Annotated in this window: 11 protein-coding genes and 1 pseudogene; 8 read left to right on the top strand and 4 right to left on the bottom strand. The window is 63.3% G+C overall.

The features are described from left to right. Positions 1–19: 19 nt before the first annotated feature. The 4 genes from nudE to OUZ52_RS10625 all read left to right on the top strand — a co-directional run bounded on the left by nudE (position 20) and on the right by OUZ52_RS10625 (position 3,240). A complete protein-coding gene (nudE, locus tag OUZ52_RS10640) occupies positions 20–577 on the top strand; it encodes an ADP compounds hydrolase NudE (protein ID WP_266158367.1) in 558 nt (185 codons plus the stop codon). Next, entirely contained in the window at positions 574–1,398 is an 825-nt protein-coding gene (gene cysQ / locus OUZ52_RS10635) for a 3'(2'),5'-bisphosphate nucleotidase CysQ (protein ID WP_266158364.1), read from the top strand. The genes nudE and cysQ overlap by 4 nt, the downstream gene beginning before the upstream one ends. Further along, positions 1,395–2,222, top strand: a complete 828-nt coding sequence (mazG, locus tag OUZ52_RS10630) for a nucleoside triphosphate pyrophosphohydrolase (protein WP_266158363.1) — start codon at positions 1,395–1,397, stop codon at positions 2,220–2,222. The genes cysQ and mazG overlap by 4 nt, the downstream gene beginning before the upstream one ends. 244 nt (positions 2,223–2,466) lie before the next feature. Beyond that, the gene (locus OUZ52_RS10625) at positions 2,467–3,240 is read left to right on the top strand and encodes a DUF4097 family beta strand repeat-containing protein (RefSeq protein WP_266158362.1); all 774 of its coding nucleotides are present in this window, start codon (positions 2,467–2,469) and stop codon (positions 3,238–3,240) included. A 25-nt stretch (positions 3,241–3,265) separates the two neighbouring features. Here the strand turns inward: OUZ52_RS10625 and OUZ52_RS10620 are convergent, their stop codons facing one another. Both OUZ52_RS10620 and OUZ52_RS10615 read right to left on the bottom strand, forming a co-directional pair. Beyond that, a complete protein-coding gene (locus OUZ52_RS10620) occupies positions 3,266–4,384 on the bottom strand; it encodes an SLC13 family permease (RefSeq protein ID WP_266158361.1) in 1,119 nt (372 codons plus the stop codon). A gap of 67 nt (positions 4,385–4,451) precedes the next feature. Beyond that, positions 4,452–6,938, bottom strand: coding sequence for an ABC transporter permease (locus OUZ52_RS10615; RefSeq protein ID WP_266158360.1), 2,487 nt, complete (start codon positions 6,936–6,938; stop codon positions 4,452–4,454). Positions 6,939–6,994: 56 nt separating this feature from the next. On the opposite strand from OUZ52_RS10615, the gene OUZ52_RS23020 reads away from it, so the two are divergent. Beyond that, positions 6,995–7,045, top strand: a complete 51-nt coding sequence (locus OUZ52_RS23020) for a hypothetical protein (protein WP_425493830.1) — start codon at positions 6,995–6,997, stop codon at positions 7,043–7,045. 134 nt (positions 7,046–7,179) lie between these two features. On the opposite strand, the pseudogene OUZ52_RS10610 reads toward OUZ52_RS23020, so the two are convergent. Further along, a pseudogene (locus OUZ52_RS10610) lies at positions 7,180–7,692 on the bottom strand (ABC transporter ATP-binding protein); the annotation flags it as partial. Between OUZ52_RS10610 and OUZ52_RS10605 the strand changes: the two are divergent. The 3 genes from OUZ52_RS10605 to OUZ52_RS10595 all read left to right on the top strand — a co-directional run bounded on the left by OUZ52_RS10605 (position 7,691) and on the right by OUZ52_RS10595 (position 10,165). Beyond that, the gene (locus OUZ52_RS10605) at positions 7,691–8,326 is read left to right on the top strand and encodes an arylesterase (RefSeq protein WP_266158358.1); all 636 of its coding nucleotides are present in this window, start codon (positions 7,691–7,693) and stop codon (positions 8,324–8,326) included. The pseudogene OUZ52_RS10610 and the gene OUZ52_RS10605 sit on opposite strands and share 2 nt — an antisense overlap. A 105-nt stretch (positions 8,327–8,431) precedes the next feature. Beyond that, complete coding sequence (locus tag OUZ52_RS10600; RefSeq protein WP_266158357.1) at positions 8,432–9,154, top strand: response regulator transcription factor; 723 nt, start codon at positions 8,432–8,434, stop codon at positions 9,152–9,154. Positions 9,155–9,184: 30 nt separating this feature from the next. Next, positions 9,185–10,165, top strand: coding sequence for a sensor histidine kinase (locus tag OUZ52_RS10595; protein WP_266158356.1), 981 nt, complete (start codon positions 9,185–9,187; stop codon positions 10,163–10,165). A 37-nt stretch (positions 10,166–10,202) separates the two neighbouring features. Here the strand turns inward: OUZ52_RS10595 and OUZ52_RS22860 are convergent, their stop codons facing one another. Beyond that, positions 10,203–11,558, bottom strand: a complete 1,356-nt coding sequence (locus OUZ52_RS22860; RefSeq protein WP_323135336.1) for a 3-oxoacid CoA-transferase — start codon at positions 11,556–11,558, stop codon at positions 10,203–10,205. Between the last annotated feature and the right edge of the window lie 2 nt (positions 11,559–11,560).

Raw genomic sequence — 11,560 nt, 5'->3', positions numbered from 1 at the left:
AGACGGCTACAATGCGCGGATGCGCAAGCCACCAATCATCCACGCTACCCGCGATCTGCAGGACAGCAGTTTTCTGCGTGTCGAGCAGCTCGATCTGGAATTTTCCAACGGCGAACGCCGTACCTACGAGCGGCTGAAGGGCGGAGGCATGGGGGCGGTGATCATCGTACCCATGCTGGACGACGAGACCGTGCTGCTGGTGCGCGAATATGGCGCTGGCGTGGGACGCTATGAATTGAGCTTGCCCAAAGGGCGCCTCGATCGTGACGAAACCGCGGAGCAAGGCGCCGACCGCGAGCTGAAAGAAGAAGTCGGCTACGGCGCGCGCAAGCTGAAGATTTTGCATAACCTCTCGTTGTCGCCGTCATACATGAGCCACATGGCGCATGTGGTGCTGGCGCAGGATCTCTATCCCGAGCGGCTGGTGGGCGATGAGCCTGAGGAGCTCGACGTGGTGCCGTGGAAAATGACTGAGCTGCATACCTTGATTGCCCGCGACGATGTCACCGAAGGGCGTTCGATCGCTGCCTTGTTCATGGCTCGCGAGTACCTCGCCGGACGGTTCCGTCCAGCATGAGTGAAGCACCGATTTCTGCCTTGCTGCGCCAGGTCGCCGCGATCGCCCGCGCGGCTGGCGAGGCGATCCTGACGGTTTACCGCGAAGATTTCGAAGTCATGCATAAGTCGGACAGCTCGCCGGTGACCGCCGCCGACCTGGCCGCGCAGCGGGTGATCGTGGCGGCGCTGGCGCAACTTGAGCTGGTCTTGCCGGTGCTGTCTGAAGAGGCATGCGCTGCGGCATGGAGCGAGCGCCAGACCTGGCAGCGCTATTGGCTGGTCGATCCGCTCGATGGCACTCGCGAATTCGTCAAGCGCAACGGCGAGTTCAGCGTGAATATCGCCTTGATCGACAATCACCGGCCGGTATTGGGGGTGGTGCTGGCACCGGTTGGCGGAGAGCTGTATGCCGCTGCCGCAGGGCAGGGCGCCTGGCTGCAAGTGCAGGCCGATGAGCCCTGGCTGGGCATTGTGACGCGCGATCTGGCCAAGCCGCCGATGGTGGCGGGCAGCCGTTCGCATGGCGGTCGCGGCCTGCCGTTGCTGCAGGCTTTGCTCGGTGATGATTTTCAATCCCGGCCGCTGGGCTCGTCGCTGAAGTTTTGTTTGATCGCGCGTGGCGAGGCAGACGTCTATTTGCGTCGTGGCCCGACCAGCGAATGGGATACCGCCGCCGCGCAGTGCGTGCTGGAAGAAGCCGGCGGCGCGGTGCTCGACCTGCAAGGCGAGCCGCTGCGTTACAACCGTGGCGAGTCGTTGCTCAACCCTGAATTTATCGCCGTGGGCGACCGTGCCATCGATTGGTCTGGTCGCCTGCGCGAGCTGGTAGTGGACGGATGACCAAGCACAGCCTCGACGATTTGCTCGCCATCATGACCCGCCTGCGCGATCCCGAGCGCGGTTGCCCGTGGGACGTGTTGCAGAACTTCGACACGATTGCGCCTTACACCATCGAAGAAGCCTACGAAGTGGCCGATGCCATCGATCGCAAGGACTGGCACGATTTGCGCGATGAGCTGGGTGATCTGTTATTGCAGGTGGTGTTTCATGCGCAGATGGCGAAAGAGGCCGGCTTGTTCGATTTCAGCGACGTCGCCCATGCCATCAGCGAGAAAATGCTGCGCCGGCACCCGCATGTGTTCGGCGATGTGAGCTACGCCAACCTCGATGCGCAGATGCAGGCCTGGGAAGAGATCAAGGCCGACGAGCGTGCGGCCAAAGGTGCGGCGGTCGATCATAGTGCCCTGGCCGGTATTTCCAGTGGCTTGCCCGAGTGGAAGCGCGCACTGAAGTTGCAGCAACGTGCCGCCACCGTCGGTTTCGACTGGCCCGATGCGCAGCCGGTGCTGGACAAGCTGACGGAAGAGGTCGCCGAGGTGCGTGCCGAATTCGCGCACGGCGGCGATCATGAGCGCTTGCAAGATGAAATTGGCGATGTGCTGTTTGTTAGCGTGAATCTGGCCCGCCATGCCGGGGTCGATTTTTCGCAGGCGCTGCGGCACGCGAATGCAAAATTCGAACGGCGCTTTCGCCAGATGGAGCAGTTGGCCGTCGCCGAAGGGCAGCCCATGGCCGAACGCGATCTGGCCGCGCAAGAAGCGCTATGGCAGCGGGTGAAGCGGCTTAGCAACAACGACGAGTCGACAGCGGATATCGAGGCGTAAGGCGGCGCGGCTGCTCGCGGGCCGGCCGGATATCTATCCCAGCCACACTGAGTCTTGAACATTTACGCAAGATGGCCGTTGGCACGGTGATCGCGCCTGGGCGATGCGCTATGTTGCTGCGCCACGTTTGTATCTGAGCCGATGGGGTCAGTGCGATCCCGCTTTGCGTGCTGCCTTTTGCAGCAACCCTTTGCCCCTGGCCTGCATCAGATGCTTACGTTCTGTTTCCACTGGGAGTCATTCGATGCATCGTGCCTTGTTTCTCGCTCTGTTTCTGGCCCCGCTCGCCGCTCATGCCGCGGATCATTGCCAATATCAGGCACCACGCAATCTCAAGCTCGACCTGTCCGGGGTGCGCGTATTGCAGGTGGAGCTGCGTAGCTACGACTTGCATCTCACCGGTAACACGGGCGCTAACAGCGCTGAATTGACCGGCCAGGCCTGCGCCTCGGACCCCAAGTTGCTGGATCAGCTGGTGGTGACGCAGCACCGTGAGGGCGATCGCCTGGTCGTAGAGGCCGGTGGCGACAGTCATTTCAGTATCAGCCTGTTTGGCAGCTCGTATACCAATCTTGAGCTCAACCTGCAGGTGCCGGCGCAGTTGCCGGTGGTGCTTAATGTCGGTTCGGGCGATGCCACGGTCCGCGGCTTACAGCAATTGGAAGCCAAGGTCGGCTCGGGTGATTTGCATGTCAACGATATCGCCGGTGCGTTCGTGACCGGCGTAGGGTCAGGCTCGGTAGAGGCGAACAATGTCGGCAGCCTGCAAGCGGGTTTCATCGGCTCCGGTGAGATCAAAGTCGATGGCATCAAGGGCGATGCCACGATTGGCAGTATCGGCTCCGGCGATGTCAGCGTGAGTCACGTTGGTGGCAATGTGCGTGCCGATACCTTGGGTTCGGGCGATCTCACCGTGAAGGATGTGCGTGGCGATCTGAATCTCGGCGCGAAAGGTAGCGGCGATGTCAATTTCCACGCCGTGGCGGGCAAGGTGCATGTGCCCAGCGACCGGGATTGAGCGATCTGGGTTGGCCAAGGGCTGGCTATCCCAGCCAGCGCCAGGCTAGATAGGTCAGTGGCGCACATACCAGCAGAAAGGGTATCGAGACCTGATGAAACAGCCGCAGTCCGTGCGGCTGTTTTGCCAGGCGCAAGGCGATCAGGTTGGCCAATGAGCCGATCGCGATACCGAAGCCGCCGACGTTGACCGCCACCGCCAGCGAGATGGCATTCGGCGCATGGCCCATCAGCAGCACGGTAGCGGGCACGTTGCTGATCAGTTGCGAAGCGAGGATGCCGCTGAAGTACAAGGTCAGCGGCTGATCGAAGTCGAGCAGGCCCAGTCCGCGCTGTACCAGTGGCAATTCGGCGCCGTGGCCGAGGCTGATGAAGATCGCGGCAAAGGTCGCCAGCAACAGCCAGTCGATGCGCAGCAGCATGCGCCAGTCGAACAGCGCAAAAGGCAGCAGCAACAGGCAGACGCCGAGTACCGCGTGCCCATGCTCCATCATTAGCACCATGGTGATCAGTACCATCGTCGATAGGATGGCCTGCGTCGTGGACACGGCATGACCATCGACTTGCTCGGCTTTCACGGTGACCTGGCCGGCCGGCAGCCAGACCCAGGTCAATGCGGCGACCAGCGCGAACATGGTAGCCGCGACCGGCAGCATGGTCAGTACGAAATCGAAAAAGGGCACGTAGCCGTGTTGCCACAGCAACAGATTCTGTGGATTGCCGATGGGGCTTAGCGTGGAGCCTGCATTTACAGCCAAGGCTTCGAGGATCACCATGCGTAGCACCGGCAGATTGCACAGGCCGCCGATCGCCAGCGTCAGCGGGACCAGCAGGAACAGACTGACGTCGTTAGTCAGCACCATCGAAAGCAGTGCGGTGAGGCTTATCAGCAAAAGCCCCATGCCACGCAGGGAATGGGTGCGTGCCACCAGTGCGCCGGCCAGATGCTGCACCCAGCCACTGTCGCGAATGCCTTGAATGGCCACCATCAGGCCGAGCAGGCCCGCCAGTGTCGGTAGTTGCAGCCAGCGTCGATAGTCGTTCCATGGGTGCGGATCGACGGCCGCCAGGGCTATGGCCAGCAAACCAAACGCAACCAGCAGCCATTCCTGCTTAAGGCGTTGCTGGAATGCGCGCGTGCTCATCGAAAACCTGGCGGGATGTGCGAAGGGCGTTCACTGTATCAGGCGCTTGCTTGGCGCCATCGCACGGCTAGCCCTCGCGCAGCAGGCGCATCGGCGAAGTACGCGTGACCTTCCGCGTACCGGCCAGGCCGAGCAGCATCACTACCAAGGCGGCGGCCAGCGCGGCGAGGATCAACGGCCACAGCGGCGGCACGAAGCCGTCGATATGAAATACCACATGACCCAGCCACCAGCCGGTGCCGGCGGCACCCAGTGCGGCGGTGAGGCCGGCGACCAGACCGAGCAAGGCGAATTCGCAGGCCGCCGCGGCACGCAATTGATTGCGCCGTGCGCCCAGCGTGCGCAACAAGGCGGCCTCATGCCGGCGCTCGGCGGCACTGGCGGCCAGCGCCGCTGCCAGTACCAGGGCGCCGGCGAGCAGGCTGAAGCCCAGCACCCAGCGCACGGCGTTGCCGACCCGGTCGACGATTTCGCGCACCCGGTCGAGCAGTGAATCGACGTCGATCAGGCTGAGGTTGCTGTAGTCACGCGATAGCCTGGCCAGTGATTCGGCATGGCCGCGCGGTAGATAGAAGCTGGCGATCCAGCTATGCGGCAAGGCGTTGGCATGGGCGGGGTCGAGCAGCAGGAAAAAATTGACCCGGAATGAGCTCCAGTCGACCTGGCGAATGCTGCCTACCCGCGCCTCCATGTCGCTGTCGCCGATGGTGAAGCGCATGCGATCGCCGACCTTCAGCGCAAACATGTCACGCCACATGGTGTCGATGGACACTTCGGCCTGCGTTGATGCGGCAGCATGCCATTGACCGGCGACCACTTGATTGCTTGGCGGCAGGTCATCGGCCCATGACAGGCGCAGCTGGCGGTCGGCCCAGTCTTTGGCGCGTTCGTCCTTGAAGTGAAGCTGGTCGATCGGCTGATCGTTGATCGCCGTGAGCTTGCCCACCGCCAGCGGCAGCATGTTGAGTTTTTGTCCGTCGATGGCTGTCAGGCTTTGTTCGAAGGCGGCGCGTTGATCGTCTTGCAGATTCAGCACAAACCAGTTGGGCGTGTCGGCGGGTAGCTCGCGGCGCCAGCCTTCCAGCAGGGCCGGTGCGACGACAGCGAGCAGTAGCAGCGCCACCAGGCCCAGGCTGAGCGCGGTGGCTTGCACCAGGCTCATGCCGCGTCGCCGTGCCAGCGCCGCCAGGCCCAGCCGTAGCGCCGGGTGGGCGCCGGGCGCCACGCGCCGGGCCAGCCATAGCAGCAGGGCGGCCAGCAGCGCGGCCACCAGGGCCACGCCAAGCAGGCTGGCGGCGAGAATGCCGGCGAGCTTGGCCGAGCCGCTCTGGCTCCAGATCAACAACAAGGCGGCCAGGACGGGAAACAGATACAGCGTGTCGAAGCGGCGCACGCGACGAGTCACGCTTTCGCGAAATACCGCGACCGGCGGCACTTCGGCCAGGCGAGCCAATGGCGGCAGGGCGAAGCCGATCAATACGGCGATGCCCATCACCGCCGCGATAAATGCCGGCATCAGCGGCAAGGTGGTGGGTGCGCTGCTGAATAGCTGACTGGCGAAAAACCACGCGCCCTGGGCCAGGCCCAGGGCCAGCAATACACCCAGCGTTACGGCCGGCAAGGCCAGTGCGCCCAGGGTGCCTAACAGCAAGCCGAGCACACGCCGGCGCGGGGTGCCGAGCGCGCGCAGCAAGGCCACCTCGTTGGTCTTGCGCCGGGCATAGCGCTGGGCGGCCAGGGCGATGGCGACACCGGCCAACAATGCCGAGAGCAAGGCGGTCAGCCGCAGAAAGGCGCTGGCGCGATCGAAGGCGCTGCGCATGCGTTCCTGGGTTTGTTCCGGGGTGATCAATTCGGCGCCTTGCGGCAGCGTGCTGGACTGCGCCCATGCGCGCCAGGCCTGGACCGCCGCGGGCTCACCCGCCAGCAACAAGTTATGCCGGGCGCGGCTGCCGCTGCCGAGCAGGCCAGCTTGTTCGGCATCGCTCAAACTCATCAAGGCGCGTGGCGCCAGCGCAAACAACTGACCGCCATCGGGCTGGCGCAATAGCTCGGCGGCAACGCGCAGGTCACGACCGCCGAGCTGGATGGTGTCGCCGACTTTGAGATTCAGCGCGACCAAGGCGCGGTGATCGAGGTAGACCGCGCCGGCGGCAGGCGCATGGCCATCGGTGTGGTCACGGCCTTGCGCGTCAAGCAGCTCCAGGGTGCCGCGTAGCGGATAGGCGCCGTCGCTGGCTTGCACATCGAGCAGCTGACTTTGGCCATGGGCAAATGCCACGCTGGGAAAGCCGGCGCCGTGGCTGACGGTCAATCCGCGCTGACTGGCCTGGGCCGCGTAACTGGCGGGAACGGCCTGTGGCGAGGTGATGCCGATATCGCCGCCGATCAACTCGGCCGCGCTGGCCAGCATGCCGCGTTCGATCCGCGCGGCCAGGGTGGCGACCACGCCCAGCGCCACCACCGCCAGTACCAGGGACGCCGCCAGCGTGCGCAATTCCGGCAGATGCCATTCGCGGCGCAGGGTGCGCAGAGAGAGGGTGAGCAGCCTCATACGTGCTTACACCCCTTGCTTGAGGCGCACGCCGCGGCGCTCATGGCGCCACCGCCATGGCCGGGGTGGCCGCGCTCACCAGCCTGCCGTTATCCAGCTCGACCTGACGGTTGCAGCGCGCGGCCAGCTTGACGTCGTGGGTGACCAGCACGAGGGTCGTGCGGTGGTCGTGGTTCAGCGCGAATAGCAGGTCGCTGATGTGGTGGCCGGTGCGTTGGTCGAGATTGCCGGTGGGCTCATCGGCGAACAGCAGGCGCGGGCCGTGCACAAAGGCGCGGGCGATCGCTACCCGTTGTTGCTCGCCGCCGGACAGTTGCGCCGGGTAGTGGCGCCGGCGCGGGCTCAGGCCGACGGCCTCCAGCGCCTCGCGGGCGCGGCTGCGGGCGTCGTCGCTGCCTTCCAGCTCCATCGGCAGCATCACGTTTTCTTCGGCGGTCAGCGCCGGCAGCAGGTGAAACGACTGGAACACAAAGCCGACCAGGCGCCGGCGCAGATCGGCGCGAGCCTCTTCATCCAATTGCTCCAGCGCGTGGCCGTTCAGCGCGATGCTGCCGCTGCTGGGCGTGTCCAGCCCAGCCAGCAGGCCGAGCAAGGTGGTTTTGCCGGAGCCGGAGGCGCCGACGATGGCGAAGCTTTCGCCATCGCGTACCTGCAGGCTTACTCCGTTCAGAATGTCCAGCCGGCCCTCAGGGCCTTGCACCGACTTGCTAACATCGCGGACATCGAGAAGAACACCTGGGGTTGTACCGCTCATGCGTCGTTTCCTTTGGCTACTGCTGGTGCTGTTCCAAATCGGGCTGTCCGGGGCCGCTTACGCGGCGGCTCCTGTAGCAGCATCGACCAAGACAGTGCTGGTTCTGGGCGATTCGCTCTCAGCTGCGCACAACATTGCGGTAGAGCAAGGCTGGGTGCATCTGCTGAAAGTACGTCTGGATCAGATGGAACCGGGCTGGACCGTAATCAATGCCAGTATCAGTGGCGAAACCTCATTGGGCGGGCGTAACCGGCTGGCCGACCTGCTGGCAAAGCACCAGCCGTCGGTTTTGCTGCTTGAACTGGGTGCCAATGACGGCCTGCGCGGCCTGCCGCTGGCTGCTCTGCGCGACAATCTCGCCGCGATGATCGATGCCGCCGGCCACGCAAAAACCAAGGTGCTGCTGCTGGGGATCGAGCTGCCGGTGAATTACGGCCCGCAATACCGCGACGGCCTGCGCGCCATTTATGCCGACCTGGCAAAGGAAAAACGCGCCGCCCTGGTGCCCTTTTTATTGCAAGGCGTAGCGACCAATCAGGCCCTGATGCAGGACGACGGCCTGCATCCGCTGGCGGCTGGCGAGCCGATGGTTTTAGACACGGTTTGGGCTCAATTAAAGCCACTTTTGCGATGAGTCGAGGCGTCAGTCATGGCATCATCGCTACGGTCTTCACGTGCCTGTAACGCGGCACATCGTTAGCTGTTCACTTATGTGAAGACTCTGCTGGGGATGTAAGTGATGAACGCGCGTGATGAACAATCCGGATTGATTCTTTTGGTCGAGGACAATCGCCAGATCGCTGAGATGGTGGGCGAGCACCTTGAGCGTCGCGGCTATTCGGTGGATTACGCCGCCGATGGCGTCAGCGGTCTGCATTTGGCGGTGTCCAATAGCTACGACGTGGTGGTGCTGGACTTGATGCTGCCAGGCCTGGAAGGGCTGGATGTCTGCCGCAAGCTGCGCAAAGAGGCGAAGAAATCCACGCCGGTGCTGATGCTTACCGCGCACGACACCCTTGATGACAAATTGATCGGCCTGGAGGCCGGTGCCGACGATTATCTGGTCAAGCCGTTCGAGGTGCGCGAACTGGAAGCACGCTTGCGTGCGTTGATCCGCCGCGACCGCCGCCAGGTGTCCACCGAAATTCTTACCGTCGGCGACATGACCCTCGATACCGCCACCTTGCGCCTGACCCGTGCCGGCAAAGAGCTGACGGTTTCGCCGATCGGCCTGAAGTTGCTGGGCATCTTGATGCGCGAGTCGCCGCGGGTGGTCAGCCGGCGAGATATCGAGCGCGAAATCTGGGGCGACACCTTGCCCGATTCCGATACGCTGCGTTCGCATTTGTACAATCTGCGGCGGATCATCGATAAGCCGTTCAACCATCCGTTGCTGCATACCGTTCACTCCTCGGGTTATCGTCTGGCCGATGTCGAAACGGAGGTAGCCGCAGCCACGTAGCCGGTTCACTACCGTCCGCGTCTCATTGCCATGGAAATCAGGGACATTCCAGCATCGAGCACAACGTTTCGCCGCGGAACGTTTTATCGGCACCTAGCCGTGGTCTTCGGCTTGCAGCTGTTGGCGCTGCTGGTGATCGCCGTTTTGGGCGTGACCGGGCTGATACCGCTGGGGATCATGTTCGGCCTGATCGTGATCGCCAGCGTGCTGGCCTGGCTGGCCGCGCGGCGGCCGTGGCTGCAGGTGACCCGGCTGGCCTATGCGGTGGAAGCCTGGGACGAGCAGCAGCCTGAGCTGGGCGCATGGCAGATAAGACAGTTGCCCGCGCATACCGATGCCGATGTAGCCGTGCTGTCGCAACGGCTAAAGGATTTTTCGCACCGGATCGCCGATTACAACCGGCGCGAACGCGATTTCACCCGCGATGCCAGCCATGAGCTGCGCAGCCCACTCACCGTCATCAAGATGTCGGCCGATCTGCTGGCCGACGAGCCGATGTTGAATGAGCCCGGTCACCGGTCGGTGCAGCGGATCAAGCGGGCCAGTCGCGAGATGGAGGCACTGGTCGAGGCCTTGCTGATTCTTGCGCGCGAGTCTGACAAGGGCTTGGGCGTTGAAGATTTCGTTGTCAACGACGTGCTTAAGCGCGAGCTCGACGCGGCCCGCGATTTGCTCGAGGGGCAGCCCATCGTCTTGCAGCTGGATGAGCCGGTGCGCTTTGCGCTGCGTGGCTCGCCGCGGGTATTTGCGGTGCTGTGCTGGCAATTGATTCGCAATGCCTGCCAGCAGGCCGAGCAGGGCACCATCGTGATCACGGTGATGCCGGGCATGGTGATGGTGGCGAATCGGTCCGGGGCTGACGGTGCGGTGGACCGGCACGGTTTTGAGCTGGCGATTGCGCAGCGGATCAGCGAGCGCTTCGCCTGGCCCCTGGAGCTGCAAACCCGCGACGATCATTGGCATGTCGCGCGGATTCGTTTTCCGCAGCCGCTCCTGGCCGACAACCTCTGACCCCGTACGGCTGACCGCGGTACGGGGTTGACAGGGCTTAGCTCAGTGTCGGCGACACGGCGAAGTCGCAGCCAGTTTTCGCTTTCACTTCGTCCAGCGTGACGCCTTCTTGCAGTTCGATCAGGGTCAGGCCTTTGCCTTTGGCCACTTCGAACACGCACAGATCGGTAATGATCAGGTCGACCACTTGTTTGCCGGTCAGCGGCAGGTCGCAGGCGGTCTTGATCTTGGGTGTGCCATCTTTGGCGTTGTGCTCCATCAGCACCACGACGCGCTTGACGCCGCTGACCAGATCCATGGCGCCGCCCGGGCCCTTGACCATCTTGCCGGGCACCATCCAGTTCGCCAGGTCGCCGTGGGCGGAGACTTCCAGGCCGCCTAGAATGGATAGATCGATATGGCCGCCGCGGATCATTGCAAACGATTCCGCGCTGGAGAAAAAGCTGGAGCCGGGCAGGCTGGTAATGGTCTGTTTGCCGGCGTTGATCAGGTCGGGGTCGACATGGGCGTCATCCGGGAACGGGCCAATGCCGAGCAGGCCATTTTCCGACTGCAGGGTGACGTCGATGCCGGCCGGAATGAAATTCGCTACCAGGGTCGGAATGCCGATGCCGAGATTGACGTAGAAGCCATCGCGCAGCTCTTTCGCGGCGCGCTGGGCCATGGCGGTGCGGATCGGGCTTTCCTTGCCGGTGTTGGCGCCGGCGACGGTGCGGAATTCGATCCGCTTCTCGTACTTCTCGCCCTGGATGATGCGATCCACATAGATACCCGGCACGTGGATCTCATCGGGGGCGAGCGTGCCGACCTCAACCAACTCTTCCACTTCGGCCACGCAGATCTTGCCGCAGGTGGCGATCATCGGGTTGAAATTGCGCGCCGTCTTGTTGAAGACCAGGTTGCCGAGGCGATCGCCCTTCCACGCCTTGACGATGGAGACATCGGCGTGGATGGCGTCTTCCAGCACGTATTCCTTGCCGTTGAACAGCTTGGTCTCCTTGCCTTCGGTCAGCTTGGTGCCAAAGCCGGTACGGGTATAGAAACCGGGAATGCCGGCGCCACCCGCCCGCAGCTTTTCAGCCAGGGTGCCTTGCGGTACCAGATGTAGCTCCAGCTCGCCCGCCAACACCTGCCGTTCGAATTCTTTGTTCTCACCGACGTAGGACGCGTAAACGCGCTTGACCTGGCGGGTTTTCAGCAGCGGACCCATGCCGAAATCGTCGACACCCGCGTTGTTGCCGACGATGGTCAGCTCCTTGGTACCTGCGGCGAGCAGGGCGCCGATCAGGTTTTCCGGGATGCCACAGAGGCCGAAACCGCCCGCGGCCAGCGTCATGCTGTCAAACAGAAGGCCATCCAGGGCCTGTGCCGCGTTTGCATAAACCTTATCCATTG

The organism is Dyella silvatica, from assembly GCF_026283955.1.
Taxonomy (GTDB): Bacteria; Pseudomonadota; Gammaproteobacteria; order Xanthomonadales; family Rhodanobacteraceae; genus Dyella_C; species Dyella_C silvatica.
Note: the sequence above shows the minus strand (reverse complement) of the source record. Positions and strands in the feature narration are given on the sequence as shown.

Bases quoted from the DNA above. Each gene is read 5' to 3' on its own strand.
- nudE (WP_266158367.1), top strand. From the start codon at position 20: ATGCGCAAGCCACCAATCATCCACGCTACCCGCGATCTGCAGGACAGC.
- cysQ (WP_266158364.1), top strand. From the start codon at position 574: ATGAGTGAAGCACCGATTTCTGCCTTGCTGCGCCAGGTCGCCGCGATC.
- mazG (WP_266158363.1), top strand. From the start codon at position 1,395: ATGACCAAGCACAGCCTCGACGATTTGCTCGCCATCATGACCCGCCTG.
- OUZ52_RS10625 (WP_266158362.1), top strand. From the start codon at position 2,467: ATGCATCGTGCCTTGTTTCTCGCTCTGTTTCTGGCCCCGCTCGCCGCT.
- OUZ52_RS10620 (WP_266158361.1), bottom strand. From the start codon at position 4,384: ATGAGCACGCGCGCATTCCAGCAACGCCTTAAGCAGGAATGGCTGCTG.
- OUZ52_RS10615 (WP_266158360.1), bottom strand. From the start codon at position 6,938: ATGAGGCTGCTCACCCTCTCTCTGCGCACCCTGCGCCGCGAATGGCAT.
- OUZ52_RS10605 (WP_266158358.1), top strand. From the start codon at position 7,691: ATGCGTCGTTTCCTTTGGCTACTGCTGGTGCTGTTCCAAATCGGGCTG.
- OUZ52_RS10600 (WP_266158357.1), top strand. From the start codon at position 8,432: ATGAACGCGCGTGATGAACAATCCGGATTGATTCTTTTGGTCGAGGAC.
- OUZ52_RS10595 (WP_266158356.1), top strand. From the start codon at position 9,185: ATGGAAATCAGGGACATTCCAGCATCGAGCACAACGTTTCGCCGCGGA.
- OUZ52_RS22860 (WP_323135336.1), bottom strand. From the start codon at position 11,558: ATGGATAAGGTTTATGCAAACGCGGCACAGGCCCTGGATGGCCTTCTG.